Origin of the sequence: Chryseobacterium sp. 2TAF14, from assembly GCF_052115105.1 — a bacterium.
In the GTDB taxonomy this organism is placed as follows: domain Bacteria; phylum Bacteroidota; class Bacteroidia; order Flavobacteriales; family Weeksellaceae; genus Chryseobacterium.
On sequence record NZ_JBFRGA010000026.1, the window covers coordinates 1 to 20102 of the forward strand.

The 20102-nt window shown below is 35.1% G+C and carries 19 protein-coding genes and 1 pseudogene; 13 read left to right on the forward strand and 7 right to left on the reverse strand.

The window, feature by feature from the left end:
• The 5 genes and pseudogenes from AB4Y90_RS04870 to AB4Y90_RS04890 form a co-directional block, all read left to right on the forward strand.
• Positions 1 to 380 (forward strand): annotated as a pseudogene (locus AB4Y90_RS04870) (TonB-dependent receptor); the annotation flags it as partial.
• 33 nt (positions 381 to 413) lie between these two features.
• Positions 414 to 974, forward strand: a complete 561-nt coding sequence (locus AB4Y90_RS04875) for a hypothetical protein (RefSeq protein WP_441556331.1) — start codon at positions 414 to 416, stop codon at positions 972 to 974.
• Between the two features lie 140 nt (positions 975 to 1114).
• Positions 1115 to 2449 (forward strand): trigger factor, encoded by a 1335-nt coding sequence (locus tag AB4Y90_RS04880; RefSeq protein ID WP_441556333.1) that lies wholly within the window; start codon positions 1115 to 1117, stop codon positions 2447 to 2449.
• Positions 2450 to 2615: 166 nt separating this feature from the next.
• Positions 2616 to 3296 (forward strand): hypothetical protein, encoded by a 681-nt coding sequence (locus AB4Y90_RS04885; RefSeq protein ID WP_441556335.1) that lies wholly within the window; start codon positions 2616 to 2618, stop codon positions 3294 to 3296.
• A gap of 154 nt (positions 3297 to 3450) precedes the next feature.
• Complete coding sequence (locus tag AB4Y90_RS04890) at positions 3451 to 6303, forward strand: M16 family metallopeptidase (protein WP_441556337.1); 2853 nt, start codon at positions 3451 to 3453, stop codon at positions 6301 to 6303.
• A gap of 254 nt (positions 6304 to 6557) precedes the next feature.
• Here AB4Y90_RS04890 and AB4Y90_RS04895 read toward each other — a convergent pair whose 3' ends face one another.
• Both AB4Y90_RS04895 and AB4Y90_RS04900 read right to left on the reverse strand, forming a co-directional pair.
• Positions 6558 to 7142, reverse strand: a complete 585-nt coding sequence (locus tag AB4Y90_RS04895; protein WP_441556338.1) for a DUF3109 family protein — start codon at positions 7140 to 7142, stop codon at positions 6558 to 6560.
• 10 nt (positions 7143 to 7152) lie between these two features.
• Entirely contained in the window at positions 7153 to 8058 is a 906-nt protein-coding gene (locus AB4Y90_RS04900; RefSeq protein WP_441556339.1) for a DUF6427 family protein, read from the reverse strand.
• A gap of 42 nt (positions 8059 to 8100) precedes the next feature.
• Here AB4Y90_RS04900 and AB4Y90_RS04905 point away from each other — a divergent pair, with 42 nt between their 5' ends.
• The gene (locus tag AB4Y90_RS04905; RefSeq protein WP_441556340.1) at positions 8101 to 8334 is read left to right on the forward strand and encodes a DUF6341 family protein; all 234 of its coding nucleotides are present in this window, start codon (positions 8101 to 8103) and stop codon (positions 8332 to 8334) included.
• Between the two features lie 74 nt (positions 8335 to 8408).
• Here the strand turns inward: AB4Y90_RS04905 and AB4Y90_RS04910 are convergent, their stop codons facing one another.
• From AB4Y90_RS04910 to AB4Y90_RS04930, 5 genes are all read right to left on the reverse strand, one after another.
• Positions 8409 to 8846: a universal stress protein gene (locus AB4Y90_RS04910; RefSeq protein WP_441556341.1), complete on the reverse strand. Its 438-nt coding sequence runs from the start codon at positions 8844 to 8846 to the stop codon at positions 8409 to 8411.
• A gap of 59 nt (positions 8847 to 8905) precedes the next feature.
• The gene (locus AB4Y90_RS04915) at positions 8906 to 9511 is read right to left on the reverse strand and encodes a fumarylacetoacetate hydrolase family protein (RefSeq protein ID WP_441556342.1); all 606 of its coding nucleotides are present in this window, start codon (positions 9509 to 9511) and stop codon (positions 8906 to 8908) included.
• 379 nt (positions 9512 to 9890) lie between these two features.
• Positions 9891 to 10292: a DUF2007 domain-containing protein gene (locus AB4Y90_RS04920; RefSeq protein WP_441556343.1), complete on the reverse strand. Its 402-nt coding sequence runs from the start codon at positions 10290 to 10292 to the stop codon at positions 9891 to 9893.
• Positions 10293 to 10361: 69 nt separating this feature from the next.
• Complete coding sequence (locus AB4Y90_RS04925) at positions 10362 to 11126, reverse strand: exonuclease domain-containing protein (protein WP_441556344.1); 765 nt, start codon at positions 11124 to 11126, stop codon at positions 10362 to 10364.
• A 92-nt stretch (positions 11127 to 11218) separates the two neighbouring features.
• Positions 11219 to 11932: a CDP-alcohol phosphatidyltransferase family protein gene (locus AB4Y90_RS04930; RefSeq protein ID WP_441556345.1), complete on the reverse strand. Its 714-nt coding sequence runs from the start codon at positions 11930 to 11932 to the stop codon at positions 11219 to 11221.
• A 168-nt stretch (positions 11933 to 12100) separates the two neighbouring features.
• On the opposite strand from AB4Y90_RS04930, the gene AB4Y90_RS04935 reads away from it, so the two are divergent.
• The 7 genes from AB4Y90_RS04935 (at position 12101) to AB4Y90_RS04965 (ending at position 19950) form a co-directional block, all read left to right on the forward strand.
• On the forward strand, positions 12101 to 14029 hold the full coding sequence (locus AB4Y90_RS04935) for an LTA synthase family protein (RefSeq protein WP_441556346.1): 1929 nt from the start codon (positions 12101 to 12103) through the stop codon (positions 14027 to 14029).
• 145 nt (positions 14030 to 14174) lie between these two features.
• Positions 14175 to 14594: a DUF2147 domain-containing protein gene (locus tag AB4Y90_RS04940; RefSeq protein ID WP_441556347.1), complete on the forward strand. Its 420-nt coding sequence runs from the start codon at positions 14175 to 14177 to the stop codon at positions 14592 to 14594.
• A gap of 109 nt (positions 14595 to 14703) precedes the next feature.
• On the forward strand, positions 14704 to 15684 hold the full coding sequence (locus tag AB4Y90_RS04945) for a pyruvate dehydrogenase complex E1 component subunit beta (RefSeq protein WP_408090125.1): 981 nt from the start codon (positions 14704 to 14706) through the stop codon (positions 15682 to 15684).
• Positions 15685 to 15808: 124 nt separating this feature from the next.
• Complete coding sequence (locus AB4Y90_RS04950) at positions 15809 to 17800, forward strand: KUP/HAK/KT family potassium transporter (protein ID WP_441556348.1); 1992 nt, start codon at positions 15809 to 15811, stop codon at positions 17798 to 17800.
• Positions 17801 to 17876: 76 nt separating this feature from the next.
• On the forward strand, positions 17877 to 18350 hold the full coding sequence (locus AB4Y90_RS04955) for a Fur family transcriptional regulator (protein ID WP_441556349.1): 474 nt from the start codon (positions 17877 to 17879) through the stop codon (positions 18348 to 18350).
• 3 nt (positions 18351 to 18353) lie between these two features.
• Positions 18354 to 19211: an OstA-like protein gene (locus AB4Y90_RS04960; protein ID WP_441556350.1), complete on the forward strand. Its 858-nt coding sequence runs from the start codon at positions 18354 to 18356 to the stop codon at positions 19209 to 19211.
• The gene (locus AB4Y90_RS04965) at positions 19141 to 19950 is read left to right on the forward strand and encodes an LptA/OstA family protein (RefSeq protein ID WP_441556351.1); all 810 of its coding nucleotides are present in this window, start codon (positions 19141 to 19143) and stop codon (positions 19948 to 19950) included. The genes AB4Y90_RS04960 and AB4Y90_RS04965 overlap by 71 nt, the downstream gene beginning before the upstream one ends.
• The last annotated feature ends 152 nt before the right edge of the window (positions 19951 to 20102 follow it).

A 20102-nucleotide genomic window follows, 5' to 3' on the forward strand; every position in this document is an offset into this window, starting at 1 on the left:
ATAATGAGCCGCTGATCTTAATGATGCCTGCAAAACTTAGAAATTCTTTAGAATTTAATTTAAATAAACCTAAAAATTTCTACGTCACTTTAGAGAACGAAAATGCCTTTAGACAAAACCGCTTCCCGATAAGAAATCTCCCGGTAGCCTACATTACAGATGGTCAACAGATCACTGATGAGGTAGATCTAAGTACACCTCCCGCAGCTTTTACTTTATTTAATGCTTCTGTAGGAGCAGACTTATTTAAAAACCTGAATCTGAATTTCAGGATCAACAACGTATTTAATACCAACTACAAAGAGTATCTCAACCGCCTCAGATATTATATGTACGAGCCGGGAAGAAACTTTGTGGTTACCCTTAAATACAATTTCTAATTATTATTTAATACTTTAAAATTTAAAATTATCATGAAAAAAATATTCAACCTAACTTTAGTTTTATTCGCCGCATTATTTATTTTCTCTTGTAGAAATGATGACGACGCTATTCCTGAAGATGTACACGAGCACGACGAAATCGGGAAAGTAGTTTTAAAATTGACCAATAAAACCGATGCAGCAGATGTACAGACTGTAAACGTGATTGCAGGAGTTGCAGACGGTCATTTACACTTACACGCAGGAGATACTTATCTTGCAGAATTAGATTTCCAGATTGCTCACGATGATCATTATCATTCTTCAGATGAAATTGAGGAAGAAAAAGATCACCATTTCATTACATTCGCTCCTGCAAATGCAGATATTACCATTTTAAGAGCAGCAAATGATATTGTAAGAACAGACGGTCAGAAATTAGGTTTAAGAACTGAATGGACAATCAATTCTACACAGGCAACAGGAAAAATGAATATCAAATTAATTCACGGTCCTACTTCTGTTAACCAGAATTATCCTTCTGCGACAAACCAATTGGGGCAAACTCAGGGAGGTGAAAGCGATGTTGATATTACCGTTGATGCACACTAAAACTTAGTTCAGACAAATTTTTAATATTACAAAAAGACATTATTTCGGTAATGTCTTTTTATTTTAACGTATTATAACAAAAGGAATGTCTTGTTTTAATAAAAAATTCATATTTTTGCAACCTAAAATTTTAATCAATAATGAAGGTTACCGCAAAAAACCATGATGATGTAAGTGCATTGCTTACAGTAACATTGGAGAAATCTGACTACAAAGAAAAAGTAGAAAAGCAATTGATTAATTATGCTAAAAACGCACAGGTTCCTGGTTTCAGAAAAGGGAAAGTGCCTTTGAGTATGGTTAGAAAGCAATATGAAGCAGGGATTGCATTCGAAGAAATCAACAAACAAGTTTCTGATGCTTTAAATAACTATATCAACGAAAACAAACTAAGATTAGTTGGTCAGCCGGTTCCGCAGCCTGTGAATGATTTCAATCATAATGCAGAGCAGTTGGAAGTAGCTTTCGAAGTAGGTTACGAGCCAGATTTTACAATCGACTTAGCTAAATATGAAGCTCCTCACTACAAAGTTTCAGCTTCTGAAAAAGAGATCAACAAGAGCATCGAAAATATGCAGAAGCGTTTTGCTGAGCAGGTTCCTCAAGATAAGATCACTAAAGATTCTTACATCAACTTCGAGATTAATCAGGTTGTAGAAGAAGATGCAGAAGGAGAGCACAACCACGCACCAAAAATCGCTACTATTACTGCCGAAAACAAAGCAGCTTTCAAATTGCTTAAAGGTTTGAAAATGGATGAGTCTGTAAAAGTTTCTAAAGAAACTCTTGCTGCTGACGAAGATTTGGCTAAAGAATTAGGTTATGCTAAAGAAGAAGTTGAGCATTTACACCATGCTGAAGTTGAGGTAAAAGTAAAAGATTTCTATTCTTTGAATCTTGCTGAACTAAACCAGGAGCTTTTTGATAAAGTTTACGGTGAAGGAAACATCAAAACTGAAGAAGAGCTTAAAGATAAAGTAAAAGCTGAGTTAGACGAATATTTCCAGCAAAATGCAGACGTACACTTCGTAAACAAAGTGTTGGAGCAGGTTTCTGAAAAAGAAGAAGTAAAACTTCCTGAATCTTTCTTGACGAAGTGGTTGATCTTCTCAAACCAGAACATCCAGTCTGAAGAGCAGGCTAAAGCAATTCTTGAAGCTGAAAAAACTCAGTTGAAATACCAGATCATCGAAGGTAAGTTGATGTCTGATAACGATATTCAATTAGATTATGCTGATGTTTTGGCTCAGGCTGAGCAATTGGTTAGAAATCAGTTGGCAATCTACGGAATCCACCATTTAGGTGACGAAGAAATTCAGAAATATGCTGTAGAAATGTTGAAAGACCAGGAGCAGGTAAGACAGATTTCTTCTGAAGTAGCAATGGCTAAGTTGAAAGATGTTATCCTTGAAAAAGCAACAAAAAAGGAAACTGAAATCTCTCACGACGAGTTTTTAGAAGAATTGAAGAAATAATTTATTTTAATATAAATATTTGAAAAGCCTCCGAATTTCCGGAGGTTTTTTTATGCAATTCATCTCATATCATCATACAATATGATTATCTTTACAGCCTCAACCTAATATTGGAACCGAAATTGTAATACGGTTTCAAAAGCTTTTTAAACAATAAAAATTTAATATGAAAAAGATCATCATTCCGTTTTTTTGTGCGGTATTATTTACGACTACGGTTAATGCACAGACAACAACGGCTCCTGCAGCAACTGCAGTGAAATCTAAGCTTTCGCCACAACAGGTTATCGACAATTATCTGAATGCGCTTGGCGGAAAAACTAAACTGGAATCTGTAAAAACAACAATTACAGAAAATACAATGTCTGTTCAGGGAATGGAAATTGCCATGAATACAAAAAAAATGGGCAACAAATTCAAATCTGTACAGTCTGTAATGGGACAGGAAGTTACTCAGATGTTTGACGGTGAAAARGGGTACATCAACCAAATGGGAAACAAAAGCGATTTTCCGGAATCGGCAATTCCTGAACTGAAAAAAGGAAAAACGATTGATGCGTTAGGATATGAAGCTGCCAATTTCAGCGGAGTAACTGTTGAGAAAATTGATGGTAAAGATTATAATGTATTGACTTCAGATAAAGGTAAGTTTTATTTTGATGCTGCTACAGGTCTTCTTTATAAATCGAATACAGGAATGGGCGATGCAGTTATAAAATCTTACATTACGACAGATGGAATCAAGTTTCCGGGTGATATAGATGCTGAAGGAAGCGGGCAAAAAGTGATTATCAAAACTACAAAAGTTACGATCAACTCTGGTGTTACTGATGCAGATTTTAAATAATCGTTATTAAATATATATTTTAAACCGGCTTTAGCCGGTTTTTTTGTTTTTTAAACTTTAACGCAAGTTTAACTAAATAATTTGGTCTAAAATTTCTTCAGATTGGGATTAATTTCTAAATTTATCTCCAAGAAAAGATTTAAAATCAAATTGTATGAAAAAAATGTTTTTGTCAGTAGTTGCTGTTTTTTTTGTTTCAGCTACTGCCTTTGCACAGAACATCCCATCGGATCCTTCTGTGAGAATGGGTAATCTTCCAAATGGAATGAAGTACTACATCAAAAAAAATGGTAAACCTGAAAAGAAAGTAGAAATGCGTCTCGCTATTGATGCGGGTTCAATCTTGGAAGATGAAGATCAGCAAGGATTAGCACACTTCATGGAACACATGAATTTCAACGGTACTAAGAATTTTCCGGGAAATAAACTGGTTGATGCTTTGGAATCCATAGGAATTAAGTTCGGGCAGCATCTTAACGCATACACTAGTTTTGATGAAACGGTGTATATGCTTCCTGTTCCTTTAGACAAGCCTGGAAATTTAGATACAGGTCTTAAGGTAATGGAAGACTGGGCTTTCAACGCTCTCCTTACTGATGTAGAAATCAACAAAGAAAGAGGAGTTGTTTTAGAGGAACTTCGCTTAGGATTGGGTCCGGATAAGAGGATGATGGATAAATGGTTGCCTAAAATGATGCATAATTCTGTTTATGCTAAAAGGCTGCCGATTGGTAAAAAAGAAATTCTTGAAAACTTTACACCAGATGTTTTAAGAAGATTCCATAAAGATTGGTATCGTCCTGATCTTATGGCATTGGTTATCGTGGGAGATATCAATGTAGATGAAATCGAACAGAAAATTAAAGCCAATTTCGGAAAATACAAAAACCCTTCTTCTCCAAGAAAAAGAAATGTTTTTGAAATTCCTAATCACAATGAAACTTTAGTTTCTATTGAAAATGATCCTGATGCTACCGGTTCGAGTGTTCAGTTTGTAATGAAAGATACTGAAAACTATACGCCGGATGTTACGGTAAAAGATTTCAATAAAAGTATCTTAGATAATGTAGTTTCTACAATGATTAACAATCGCTACAACGATATGGTGGAGTCTAATAATCCTCCCTTTACGTTCGGGTATGTTTATCATGGTGGAACTTGGGGAAGAACTAAGGAAGGCTTTCAGGGTTATGCGATGACAAAAGAAGGAGGTCAGGTAGAAGCGTTAAAAGTTTTGATGGAAGAAGTTGAAAGAGCCAACAGATTCGGATTTACCGCTTCAGAACTTGAAAGGGCGAAAACAGAATTGCTTTCGCGCTACGAAGAATCTTTTAACAACAGAGACAAAACAGAAAGCGGGAGATTGATAGGAGAATATGTGAGAAATTTCCTTGAAAAAGAATCTATTCCGGGTATTACATGGGAATATGACCAATATAAAAAAGAACTTCCTAATATTACTTTAGAACAAGCAAACAATGTTCTGAAAAATTACGTAAAAGAAGATAGCCGTGTTATTGTAATTACAGGACCAAAGAAAGAAACAATAAAATATCCTGCGGAAGCTGATGTTTTAAAAGTTTTCTCTGATTTAAAAGTAGCAAAAATTGAGCCTTATCAGGAAAAGAAAGCCATAAAAAGCTTGGTACAGCCATTCAGCTCTAAAGGAAGCATCGTTAAAACGGATGTTGACAGCAAGTTGGGAACAACAACACTTACGTTAAGTAATGGAGCGAAAGTTACTTACAAAAAAACAGATTTTAAAGATGATGAAATTATGTTTTCTGCTAGAAGCTTAGGCGGAAGTTCTCTTATTTCTGATGATGATATTCTAAAAACACAGCACGCATTCGATGCTTTAACTGAAGCCGGAGCTAACGGATTTACTCAAAATGATGTAACCCGATATTTAGCAGGAAAACAGATTTATGTAAGTCCCTTTATCAGTACTTTGTTTGAAGGATTTTCAGGAAAATCTACCAAAAAAGATTTTGCAACGATGATGGAACTTCTGTATGCTTATTCTACAGGATTAAATAATGACCCGGCAAGCTTTAATGCTTTCAGAACAAAACAGTCGGCTTACTTGGATAATATGCTTTCAAATCCGCAATTTTATTTTATGAACGAGCATATGAAGTATATGAATCAGAAAAACCCAAGATTCAGCAATATTATTCCTCTGAAAGAAGACTGGGACAAAACCGATTACAATAAAGCGTATAATATATACAAAGAAAAGTTCTCAAATGCTGGTAATTTCCATTATTACTTTGTAGGAAATATTGATGAAGCTTCCTTTAAACAGTTGGTAACTCAATATATCGCAAGTTTGCCGACCAAAGGAACTACTTCTACTTTTAAAGATGTTGGCTACAGACAATTAAAAGGCGATATCAAAAGAACATACAAAAAAGGAAAAGATCCTAAGAGTATGGTTCAAATCACTTATTCTGGCGAGGCTCCATATAATGAAAAAGACGATCTTGCATTGAGAGCTTTGGGAGGTGTGGTAAAAATTAAATTAACTGAACAGTTGAGAGAAGAAGCGGGCGGTGTTTATACAACAAATGCAAGCGGAGGAATGGGAAGAGTTCCGTACTCGTCTTATTCTTTCAGCATGCAATTCCCTTGTGGTCCTGAAAATGCCGACAAATTGACAAAGCTTGCAGTAGATGAATTGGATAAAATCATTAAAAAAGGGCCTGAACAAAAGGATCTGGATAAATACAAAGAGGGTGAACTGAATGATTATAAAACGAGATTAAAAGAAAATAATTACTGGCTTAGCCAAATCGCTCAACCACAAATTGACGGCAGAGATAAGTATGCTTTCTTAAATATGGAATCATCTTTTGCAAATCTTACTACTTCAGATTTACAAAACGCAGCTAAAAAATATCTTACAAAGGATAAAGTTATTGCTACTTTAATGCCTGAAGACGGATGGGAAAATGCTCCTAAAAAAGAAGAATCTGCTACAGTAAAAGCTTCTGCAGCACAATAATCTTAGTCGATTACATATAATGAAAACCACCGCAGAAAAAATTTCTGCGGTGGTTTTGTTTTTTCAATTATTGATATGTTTCAATGAATCATATTAACCAATAGGATTTTATCCTATTCTTTGTTAAGTCGTCCCTTCGGGACTCCCAATCATTGAAAAATAATTATAGCAAAATTATTTTTATATCAATTATCAATTATCAATTATCAATTATCAATTAATAACTAAATAACTGACAAACTAATAACTAACAACTATTTCCCATACTCCTTTTTCCATTCCTCAGCAACATCGCTTAGCGTGGTATAAAAATCTTCGCCGTATTTTCTGGTAAGCGGAGTTTTCAGAAATTTATAAACCGGAACCTGAAGCTCTTTTCCTAAAGTACAGGCGTCGCTGCAAACGTTCCATTCATGGTAATTTAAAGCAGAGAAAGTAGAATATTCTGTAATTCTGATCGGGTAGAGGTGGCAAGAGATTGGTTTTTGCCAGTCAACGGCTCCGTCTTCATAGGCTTTTTCGATGCCGCATTTGGTGATGCCTTTTTCGTCGAACGTTACATAAGCGCATTCTGCATCTTCTACCATTGGAGTTACGTACATTCCGTCTGTAGGATCGGTTGTCCATGTTCCCTGCTCGTCGAGTGCTTTAATTCCGGCTTCGGTAAGATAGGGTTTTATTTTATCATAAATATTATCTAAAATTACAAGCTCATCTTTATCTAAAGGCGCTCCTACATCACCTTCTACGCAACATGCACCTTTGCATTTGGTAAGGTTACAAACAAATTCTTCAGAAAAAATATCTTCAGAAATTAATTTATCGTCTATTTGAATCATAATCTTTTTTTTAAAATAAATTGAAGTGAGTACCTGCTTTAAAGGCAAATAAACTTATTATGGTTAACCAGACACTGGCTTCTTGCATCCAGTATTTAGGTAAAAATTTCATCATGCGGCTTATAATAATCGTTGCCGGAAAAGCCAGAAGCAGCAGATATTCATAGCTTTTATTCATGTAAAGAATGATGCTTATAAGCTGTGCCAAAGAAAAAACCAGCAAAAAGGTGTATTTATATCTGCTTACGGGGCTTTTCTTATTATAATGTGTAAAATGGTCATAAATTGCGTAGATCAGCATCAAAGCAATCGGAATTAATGAAAATAGATCGATATAATCTGTCATTATTTCCATTTTTCCGAAAGGGATGTAATCGGTATTCCAGGAATTAAAATTGATAAAAAACATTACTGAGAAATAACTCAACCCGATCATTATAATTCCGAGTAAAAATCTGAAAATATTTAAACCTACTCTTTCAGAAGTAACAATTAAATGAATCAATACAAAAATCATCATTGGCCAGGTTGTAGGTAAGAATATAAAATTAAGAGCGACAATAGAGCCTACCAAAACGTAAGATTTTTTTCTGAGATCTTCATTAGTACTCGTTAAAAGAAGCAAAAGAAAAGAATTGGTAAGAATGGCGACAGCAATTCCGAGATCGATGCTGCCATCGTAAAGTCCGAAAACAAAAAATGTGTAGAGAAATAATGGCAAATGAGTATGGTAAGTAAGGTCTATTGCGTTGAAACAGAAATATCCCAATGCAATACCTAAAAAAGTAATTCCTGCGATAATTCCTTCATATGTATTGAAATTCAGTATGTTAAATGATATTACTATTAAAAGCAGAAAACCAATGTAAACAGGAATTGAAAAAATATTGCTTTCTTTTGAAAGTAATCTAAACATTTTTTATAAATTTGTGCAAAGTTAATTTAAAAAAGGAAAATAATGACGTCTTTCTTTCTATTCTTGAGTGATGCATTCAAATGGGCATTTGGTTTCTACGATATTTTCGGAAACGTATTAAACTGGATTTTGTTCGCAGTATGTTGCGTACTATTCACCTATTGGTGCTACGTTTTAGTGGTAAATCTTGGTGGAGACAAAGACAAGGAATATTATTCTCCTACAGAAGGGAAGCACCCTTACTACGATCCTGCGATCTATAAAAAAGAAGGTTAATTAATTGGTTATATAAAAAAAGACCGGTCAATATTTTTGATCGGTCTTTTTTATTATTGCAATTGTGCTGTGATTTATTCGTGAATAGGAAGAACAAGTACGGGGATTTTCGAGCTTTTCGTTAATCCTTTGGTTAAACTTCCTACAAAAACATCGTAAATACCGCTTCTGCCGTGAGAACCCATTACGATATAGCTTGCATTTTTAAGGTCTGAATATTCGAGGATAATATCTTTTGCGATACCCTGTTTCAGGATATGCTCGCAATCTACATCCTGAGCGAGAACTCTTTGGTTGATTTTATTTAAAAGAACCAGCTCTTCCCTGATCTCATTTTCTTCCACTTCCGGAAAGTACTGATATCCCATATCCCCGATTGCGAAACCAATATCTGTTGGCGCAACATGAATAAGGCAGATTCTTCCGTTTACTTCTTTGGCAAATTTTACGGCTCCGTCTACAAGCTGATCTGTTTTTTCTCCGAAATCGACGGGTAAGATAATGTTTATCATAATTTGTAATTTAAGTCTTTTAAAGATATGAAAAAAACAGACCAATTCAAATGATATTTCTACATAATTCTGATATCCAAGACTTTTTCTTCTTCAAGATATGCTTCCAGAACATCGTTTTCAGAAACCTTACCTACACCTTCAGGTGTTCCTGTAAAAATCAGGTCTCCGACTCTTAATGTAAAATATTGCGAAACAAAAGCAATAATATCATCAATGCTGAAGATCATGTCTTTTGAGTTTCCGTTCTGTACTTTTTCCTTGTTTTTTAGTAATGAAAAATTCAGAGATTCAAGATTATAATTTTCTTTTTTAAAGAAATTTCCTACCACGGCAGATCCGTCAAAACCTTTTGCCAGTTCCCACGGAAGACCTTTAGATTTAAGGTTGCTTTGTAAATCTCTCGCTGTAAAATCAATTCCCAGACCGATTTCTTCGTAATGTTTGTGCGCAGCTTCTTTCTGGATGTATTTTCCGCCTTTTGAGATTTTTACCACTACTTCCAGCTCGTAATGTACATCATTCGAAAATTCGGGGATGTAAAAATCATTTCCTTTCAAAACCGCTGTATCTGGTTTCATAAAAATTACAGGTTTCTCGGGAATGGCATTTCCCAGTTCTTTTGCGTGTTCGCTGTAATTTCTTCCTATGCAGATTATTTTCATAATTTATTTATTTGTCATTGTGAGAAGCAAAGCGCCGAAGCAATCTTTTATTTTCTCATTATTACTTATTTTTTTTAGAAGCTTTTTCCCGCTTTCCACTGTATCTTTTTGGTTACGGACTCCGCTTCGCTCCGCCCGCAACCAAAAAGGATGTCGTTTCAATCGGGGCTATTTCAGGTCATTAGTTAATAAGTCAATAGTTAATTAAAAGCTGTTTCTGAATTGAAAACCACCCCGTCAAAAATTTCTTTGAAATTTTCGCCACCCCTCCAGAGGAGGGGAATTTTTTATACTGTCATTGCGAGGAGTGTAACGACGACGCAATCTCAATTATATTCTCAATCATTAAACATCCATCACCCATCATCCTGCTTCCGACTTATGAATGATTAAACTTATTTCCGCAGTAATAACAAACATAATTTTCATTCGATAAAATTGAAATTCCGAAGAAACTTGTCGAGCTGTCGTCTTTATACAAATGATTGGAGCCACAATTCGGACAAACAAAATCAAAATCAGGGTTTTCAATCGTGTGTTCTACTTCCAGAGCAAACTTTTCGTTTTCCTGGTATTCAGTTAAGATTTTCTCGGCATTTTTAAAATCGTTTTCAAAAACCTGCAGCTGAATTCCGCCAACAGCTTGTGATAACAACCAATCTGACTGTATCAGCTGTTCGTTTGCGATAAAGCTGTTGATGCCGTTTTCAGCAAGAATCTGCTTGTCGCGATTGGCTTCCAACGCAGTTTCGTAAAATTTAAACTTAACTAAATTGTTCATCTTTTTTATATTTGCCACAAAAGCAGCAAAAGACGCTCCATGAATTTATTTTTCAATTTATTGTAAAAACTAAAACTTACTCGAAAGCTGAATTTTTGTAAAAACTTTTTTCGTGTACAAAGGAAAATCAGCATTTTGCAGCCATCCGAAATACCCCAAATCTTTCTGGAAAACTTCTTTTACAACCTGACCTTTGTATTTTCCAAAAGCAAAAATCTCCTGGTTTTTTGCGTTGTAATGGATCATTCCTGCCAAATCTGCAAACCTGTTCTGGGTAGAAAATTCGCTTAGCTCTGCAACTTCGTTCGACAAATCTTCGTATTTTCCGACCTGCGCATCCAAAACTTCAAAGGTTGCCAAAACATCGGCTTCTGCAGAGTGGGCATTTTCTAACGTTTTTCCGCAGTAAAACTGATAAGCTGCACTAAGATTTCTCGGTTCTTTTTTATGGAAAATCGTTTGTGCATCGACCAATTTGAATTTATTTAAATCAAAATCAAATTCGGCACGAAGTAATTCTTCAGCTAACAACGGAACATCGAATCGGTTTGAATTAAAACCTCCCAAATCGGCTCCGGAAATCATCTCAACAATTTTTGGAGCAATTTCTTTGAAAGTTGGTGCATCTTTTACATCTTCATCATAAATTCCGTGGATCTCACTGCATTCTTTCGGAATTGGAATTCCCGGATTTACCTTCCATGTTTTGCTTTCTCTCGAAGCATCAGGATTTACCTTTAAAATGCAAATTTCAACAATCCTGTCTTTACCTACGTTTGTTCCGGTTGTTTCAAGATCGAATATGCAAAGAGGTTTATGGAGTTTTAAGTTCATTTTTTTTAATTTGAAAATTTGAGAATGTGTTAATTTGAAATGAACCTTGTCAAGGTTTTAAACCTTGACAAGGTTGACTTTGATGAAAATTTTTATTTTAATTGCTTCTGAAAGATTAAGGAAATTAAAATATAATAAATAATAACTAATGGAATTCCTACTGTTTTAAATATTACTAAAATAAGAATTGCTCCAATTAGCAAAGCCAATTTAGGATAATTGTCCTGCAGCTTCATCGATTTGAATTTCATGGCAATCATTTTGATCGGACTGATTAGCAGCCAAGAAGAAATTATGGTGAAAATCAATAAAAATAATGCATTTTCAAGAAGGAAACTGAAGCTTTGAGTTTCTTTAAAGGCATAGAATAATCCAAAAACCAAAATTGTATTTGAAGGCGTATTTAAACCTTTAAAATAATATTTCTGGTCTTCATCAAGATTAAAAATTGCCAGTCTCAGACAAGAGAAAAGTGTAATTAAAAATCCGAAATATTTAATTTCAAAAGGAAGTTGTGTTCCTAAAAATTCATTTCCAAACGGTTCAAGCATTTTAAACATCGCCAAACCAGGAATCAATCCGAAACTTACCATATCTGCCAAAGAATCGAGCTGGGTTCCCAGATTAGAATTGGCTTTTAAAGCTCTCGCAACAAAACCATCGAAAAAATCTAAAACCAAAGACAGAATAATACAGATTGCCGTCGTTTGGTAATCGCCTAAAATCAAATGTACAGCGCCAACACAACCCGAAAAAAGGTTGCCCAGCGTAATGGCGTTTGCCAGATTGTTCTTTATGAAATTCATAGCAGCAAAATTACAGTTTTTAAAAATTTTAACCTTAATTAATATGAACTAAAAATTACAATCCTGTGAATTTAACGTAAATTTGCGGCGCGAATTTGTTATCAGTCAAAATTTTAAAGTAAAGTGTTGCCTGATAACGTTACATCTTTAAAAACAATGATATAACCGATGAAATTTTTTAAAGAATTCAGAAAAGAAGAAATTCTGGTTTTGTGTTACAGGCTTTTCCTGGCTTTTGTGTTTTACCAGATTGCAAGACTTTTGTTTTGGTTTTTCAATAAAGATCTTATAAAAGTAGAAAGCTTTTCAGATTATCTGAGCCTGGCTTATCATGGGATTGCGTTTGATCTTACGGCGATTTTGTATGTGAATGCCCTGTTTATTTTTTTAAGCTTGATTCCGATTGTAATTAATACAAAAAAAGTGTATCAGAAAATTCTCTTTTGGCTGTATTTTATCACCAACGGAATTGCGTATGCAATGAATTTCGGCGATTTTATTTATTATAAATTTTCCCAGGCAAGGCTTACTTCTGCAGCTTTTCAGGTGGCAAAACATGAAACCAATATTTTAAAAGTTTTCACGGTTTCCACCAAAGAACATCCTTTTGTAATTCTTTGGTTTGTATTTTTAATGGTTGCATGGGTTTTTCTGTACAAAAGGTTTAAAATTAATTATAAAAAACCAGTTARGCTCGTTCCTTACTTTATTTGGTCTGTAGTGACTTTGTGTATTTCTGCGGTATTGATTGTTGGCGGAATCAGAGGCGATTTTAAGCACAGCACAAGACCGATCAACCTTGTGGATGCTAATAAATTTGTAAAAAATCCGCTTCAGGGAAACATCGTTCTTAATTCTACATTTTCGTTTTTCAGAACGTTGGGATCTAATAATTTTAAGGAAGTTCATTTTGTCGATCAGAAATTTATTGATGAACACATCAATACTTACAAAACGTACGACAGACAAGTGCAGGATAAACCCAATATTGTGATTTTTATAGTAGAATCTTTCGGAAGGGAATATTCCGGGGCATTTAATAAAGATAAAAATATTAAGGATTATGTTTCGTACACGCCTTTTATAGACAGTCTGGCAAATGAAAGTCTGATTTTTCCGAATACTTTTGCCAACGGAAGACAGTCGATTCACGGGATGAGCAGTATTTTGGCAGGAATTCCGAGTTTGATGGATGCTTTTACAAGTTCGCCGTATTCTAATCAGAAAATTCAGTCGATTGTTTCGGTTTGTAATGATTTAGGATACGATACTTCCTTTTATCACGGTGCGCCAAATGGTTCGATGGGATTTTTAGGTTTTGGGAATATTCTCGGTTTTAAACATTATTTCGGAAAAGACGAATATAATCATAATGAAGATTTCGACGGAATGTGGGCAATCTGGGATGAGCCATTTTTACAGTATTTTGCTAAAAATGTGGGGAAATCCAGACCTTTTATGGCAACCGTTTTTACGGCTTCTTCGCATCACCCTTTTAAAATTCCTGCGAAATATAACGGGAAATTTAAAAAAGGAAAAATTGAAATGCATGAGCCGATGCAATACACCGATTATGCAATCAAAGAATATTTTGAAACTGCCAAAAAACAGCCGTGGTTTGAAAACACCATTTTTGTATTTACGGGAGATCACACCAACCAGGTGTATTATCCGGAATATGAAAAAGCTATGAATCGTTTTGCCGTTCCTTTGATTTTTTATTCTCCGAATCCTGAATATCAATTAAAAGGTGTGAATGATGAATTGGCGCAGCAAATCGATATTTATCCTACTTTGGCAGATTTAATAGGATATAATAAAAAAATAAGAAGCTGGGGCAGAAGTTTGGTGAGTGAGAAAAAATATCAGCCTTTGATTGTAAATTCAGACGGAACTTCGGAGCAGTTTATTTACGGGAATTATATTTACAGGTTTGACGGTAAAAATATTATAGGAATTTATGATAAAAACGATCTGGGCTTCGAAAATAATCTGAACGATAAAATAAAAACTCCTGAAACCGAAAAAGGAAAGCAGATGGCAAAAGCGTGGTATCAGGATTATATGAGCCGTGTGATCAACAGAAAACTTCAGTAATTTTTAATCTGTTTAATTTTTAAAAATGCATTTTCAACTCTTATATATGCAAAGGATAATAAAAATCTTTGCCTGTTTAAAATTTATGTCTATTTTTAACTAATTAAGAATTTGAGAATCTATAAATTAAATTAAACTCTATAATATGAAAAAATTATTAGCAACATTTGTACTTTCATTATTCAGTGTAATGTCTTTTGCACAAATCGAAGGAAAATGGAAAACTATAGATGACGAAACAAAACAGGCAAAATCGATCGTAGAAATCTATAAGAAATCTGACGGTAAATATTACGGTAAAGTTTCCCAGTTATTAATAAAACCGGCGAATGCTAACTGTACAGGATGTAAAGACGACAGAAAAAACAAACCCATTTTAGGAATGGAAATTATTCGTGGTTTGGAAAAAGACGGTGAAGAATTTACCGACGGAACAATTACAGATCCTAAAACAGGTAAAACATACAAATGTACCATTACAAGAAGCGGCGATAAGCTCAATGTGAGAGGATATATGGGAGTTTCTATCTTAGGAAGAACGCAGGTTTGGCAGAAAGTAAACTAATTGGTTTAAAATAATATTAAATATAAAGGCAACACAGCAATGAGTTGTCTTTTTTGTTATGTAAATAATAAAAAAACACTATTTTTGTACTCTAATTTTTCAAATAAATATGGCAGAATATACTTTTCGTGAAGTGATTGCGCAGGCAATGAGTGAGGAAATGCGTAAAGACGAATCCATTTTTCTGATGGGAGAAGAAGTTGCAGAATATAACGGTGCATACAAAGCTTCTAAAGGAATGCTGGATGAGTTTGGTGCTAAACGCGTAATCGATACACCAATCGCAGAACTTGGTTTCACAGGAATTGCTGTGGGCGCTGCAATGAATGGTAACAGACCGATTGTAGAATATATGACCTTCAATTTTTCTCTTGTTGGGATCGATCAGATCATCAACAACGCAGCAAAAATCCGTCAGATGAGTGGTGGTCAGTGGAACTGTCCGATTGTTTTCCGTGGTCCTACAGCTTCTGCAGGTCAGTTGGGAGCAACGCACTCTCAGGCTTTCGAAAACTGGTTCGCAAACGTTCCGGGTCTTAAAGTAGTAGTTCCTTCAAACCCTTATGATGCGAAAGGATTATTAAAAACTGCAATTCAGGATAACGATCCGGTAATTTTCATGGAATCTGAGCAGATGTACGGAGATAAAATGGAAATTCCTGAAGAAGAATATTACTTACCAATAGGAAAAGCAGATATCAAAAGAGAAGGTACAGATGTAACTTTGGTGTCTTTCGGGAAAATCATGAAGCTGGCTCTTCAGGCAGCCGAAGATATGGCTAAAGAAGGTATTTCTGTTGAGGTTATCGATCTAAGAACGGTTCGTCCTTTAGATTTCGATACGGTTTTAGCTTCAGTTAAAAAAACAAACAGACTGGTAATTTTAGAAGAAGCTTGGCCATTTGGCTCGGTATCTTCAGAAATTACTTATATGGTACAGCAAAAAGCATTTGATTATCTGGATGCGCCAATCAAGAGAATTACTACTCCTGATGCACCTGCTCCTTATTCAGCAGCTTTATTTGCAGAATGGTTCCCTAAGCTTGAAAAAGTGAAAGAGGAAATCAAGAAAGCGATGTACGTAAAATAATTATCATACGATTATAGAAAAAAACTTCCGAAAGGAAGTTTTTTCATTTATACAATGCATGACTTATGTGACGGAGGGTGATAAATTTAATATAAATTTGCGCTTTTAAAAATAATACGCTGACATGGCAGAAGTTACAGAAGGAGGTCATCATTTCGACCTTAAGAAGCTTTCATTTGTAGGAGTAATTGTTTCTCTCGGAATCGTTTTCGGAGACATCGGTACATCACCGCTTTACGTAATGAAAGCAATTGTAAATGCAAGAAAGGATGGCTCTACAATGCCTTTCGATGCTTATATTGAAGGTGCGCTTTCCTGTATTATCTGGACTTTAACGCTTCAGACCACTTTAAAATATGTTATCATTGCTCTTAAAGCAGATAACCGCGGCGAAGGTGGAATTTTAGCATTATATTCATTAGTAAAAAAGCTGAAAAAGAAATGGCTTTACGTTGTCGCCATCATCGGTGCATCAACCTTGGTTGCTGATAGTGTGATTACGCCTTCCCTTACGGTAATGTCTGCAATTGAAGGGCTTAAGATCTACAATCCTGAAACGCCGGTCGTTTTCATTACATTATTTATTCTTTTCATTGTTTTCGTTGTACAGCAATTCGGAACTGCTTCTATCGGAAAATTCTTCGGACCTATTATGGTGACATGGTTCTTGGTTTTGGGAGGTTTCGGATCGATGCATATTTTTGATCATATCGAAATTTTAAAAGCATTTAACCCGATGTACGCTTATAATCTGATTACCCATTCGCCAAGCGCAATTGTGATCATGGGTGCGGTGTTTTTATGTACAACCGGAGCAGAAGCTTTATATTCAGATTTGGGACATTGTGGGGCGAAAAATATCCGTGTAAGCTGGGTTTTTGTTAAATTGATGCTGATTCTGAATTATTTAGGACAGGGAGCTTGGCTTTTAGATAATTATGAAAAAGTTTTCACAGGAGTCAACCCTTTCTTCGGAATAATGCCGGAATGGGCTGTTTTACCGGGAGTAATTCTGGCAACTTTAGCAGCAATTATTGCGAGTCAGGCGGTAATTACAGGTTCGTTTACGATGTTTTCTGAGGCAATGTCTATTTCATTCTGGCCAAACCAGCACATCGAATATCCTTCCGGAGTAAAAGGACAAATGTATATCCCGAGAATCAATTGGGGATTGATGTTTTTCTGTTTTATCGTTGTTGTTTTCTTCCAGAAATCAGAGCATATGGAAGCGGCGTATGGTTTAACAATTACCATAACGATGCTGATGACTACGATCTTATTAACGTATTGGCTGAGCCGAACAAGGCTTAATAAAATTTTTCTTTTTGGTTTCGTAGCGATTTATCTTTTCCTTGAATCAGGATTTTTCTATGCAAATGTGATCAAATTCTTTGACGGTGGTTGGTTAACAATGGTTCTTGGTGGTTTCATTGCGGTTTGTATGTACGCTTGGTATAACGGGAGATTGCTGAAAGCAAATTTCACAAGCTATGTGAAGATCGATAAATATGTTTCTATCATTAAAGACATGAAGTTGGACGAAACCATTCCAAAATATTGTACCAATCTTGCATACTTAAGTCGTGCAAAACGTAATGATGAAATAGAATCTAAAATTATTTACTCAATTATTAAAAAACAGCCGAAAAGAGCCGATCATTATTTTATTCTGAGCATTGTCAATCAGGAAGATCCTTATACTTTTAAATACAGTGTTGATGAAATTCTGCCGGGAACTATCTATAAAATCAATTTCCTTTTAGGATTTAAAGTTGACCGCAGAATCAATGATTATTTCAACATGGTCCTGAAAGATTTAATGGCAGACGGAACAATACCTTCACGAAGCAGCCATCCTTCTTTGAGAGCGCACAATATACCGCCGGATCTGAAATATGTAATCATAGATAACACCTATATCAACGATATTCTTTTAACGGTAAAACAAAAAATTACGTTAAATATTTACAATTTTGTTAAATATATCGGTAGTGATGATTTCAAATCTTGGGGAGTTACTTCTCACAATGTTGTTGTAGAATCGGCGCCATTAACGGAAGAAACCATTTCGAGCAGTAAAATTCAGCAGTCAGAATTCCGAAGATCTAATTTTTAACATTCGTATTTCGGTACTGAAATCCATCATATTGATTTAAATAAAAATCGATAAATTTGTAGTAATAAATTTTTTAATGGATACTATACAAAAAGAAAAAAATATAGCTTTAATAAAAGATGTTTTACGAAATTATTTGCTTGAAAAAGGCTTTCGTAACACACCGGAAAGATACACGATCTTAGAAGAGATTTATAATATGGATCATCACTTCAATGTAGATGATCTGTATCTTCTGATGATGCAGAAAAAATATCATGTTTCTAAAGCTACCATCTACAATACCATCGAGATTTTTCTTGATGCAGGCTTGATCCGTAAGCATCAGTTTGGTGAAAAAACACTTACGTCTTCATCTTACGAGAAATCTTATTTTGATAAACAGCACGATCATTTGGTGATTTACAAAAAAGATTCAGACAAAGAGATTGAAGAGATCATCGAGTTTTGCGATCCTAGAATTCAGGGGATTAAAGAAGCAATAGAAGGAGCTTTTGGCGTAAAAATAGATTCTCATTCGCTGTATTTTTATGGCACTAAGAATGATTAATCAATGAGACGGGTTCTTTTTCTCTTCTTATTAATTTCATCGTTTACATTAGCTCAGGTTACACCGAAACCTGCGCAGCGAGACCCTTATTTACAAAATCCTGTAAAAAATCAGCCCCAGAAAAATCAACCCGGCAACAAGATAAAGATTATTCATGCCGATGAAATTATTCTGGATCCTGCTAAATATGACGGCAATCGTTATTTCAAAGGGAATGTTCAGATAGAACATCAGGGTTCTGTGCTTTCTGCTGATGAAGTGGTAATGTACGATAAGGAAAATTTTGTAAAGGCTATTGGTAACACAAAACTTGCTAATTCTGACGGGTCGATCATTACTTCGTCGGAAATGGAGTATGACGGAAATACCCAAAAAGGAGTTGCCAGAAAAAACGTTGTCCTAACCGATCCGAAAGGAACGATCATTAAAACTGAAACCATGTATTATGACAGGGTTTCAAATCAGGCTTATTACAACACGGGAGGAACCATCAACGATGGTAAAAGCACTACCTATGCAAAATCGGCGACCTATTTTCTTACAACGCGCACCATTGATCTTACAGGAAGAGTAAAAATTGTAGATAAAGATTATACTTTGGAAGGCGATAATGTGGTTCAGAATCAGAATACCAATATTGTCACCATCAACGGTTATACGGTAATTTCTAACAATAAAAATCCTAAGAACAGGATTATTACCGATAAAGGAACTCATAATATGAATACCAAAGAGTCTTTTCTTACCAAAAACTCAAGGATTTATTATAATGACAAAATTCTTACCGGCGATGAAATGTACTATAATCAGCTCACCGGTTTTGGGAAAGCTACAGGAAATGTTGTCTTACCAAAAACCTGACACAGCAGATATTACTAAAAAGAAAAGTTATTTGAGGGCTTTTAAAAAAGCAAGGATTTATAAGTCTAATGCACAGGGAAGAGCAGATTCTATCGCTTTCAACGAAACAGACGGCATTTTGCATATGTACACCAATCCTATTTTGTGGAGCGGTGAAAAGCAGGTAACCGGTGATAAAATAGAAGCTTACTTCAATACGGAAACCGAAAATATCGATTCTTTAAAAGTAATTGGGAATGGTTTTGCTATTGCTAAAGTAGATTCGCTAAACCTTTTAGACGAATTTCATCAGGTAAAAGGAAAATTGATGACGGTGTATTACGAAGGACCGGATATCAAAGAAATTAAAGTGATCGGAAATGCTGAAGCAATTACCTATGCTGACGAATTTAATAAAAAAACAAAAAAGAACGRCAGGATTGGGGTTAACGTTTCATTATGCGGAATCATCAGTGCTTTGTTTGAGCAGCGACAGGTGCAGATTATTGCATGCAGTATTGGTGCAGTAGCGAAAACGTACCCGATGAGCCAGATTTCTCCGCAGCAGAAAAAATTCGAAGACTTCAACTGGAATRCCAAAGACAGGATCCGGAAATGGCAGGATATTCTCGTCGACTCGCCAAATTATGAAGAGATAAAATACGAACCCAACGATGCGCTCTACAACAAAGTGCAGGAAGCAGCAGAAAAAGAAAGAGCCAAAGAAGAAGCCAAAAAACCTAAAAGGGTAAGAAAATAATAAATGAAAGACCAGTTTTTATGCTGGTCTTTTTTCTATATAAATATTTGCTTGATTTGGAGAGCCTTGTCAAGGTTTAAAACCTTGACAAGGCTTCATCTTTTAATTCATACGTATTAACTTATAAAATGATGCGCATGATTTATCCAATT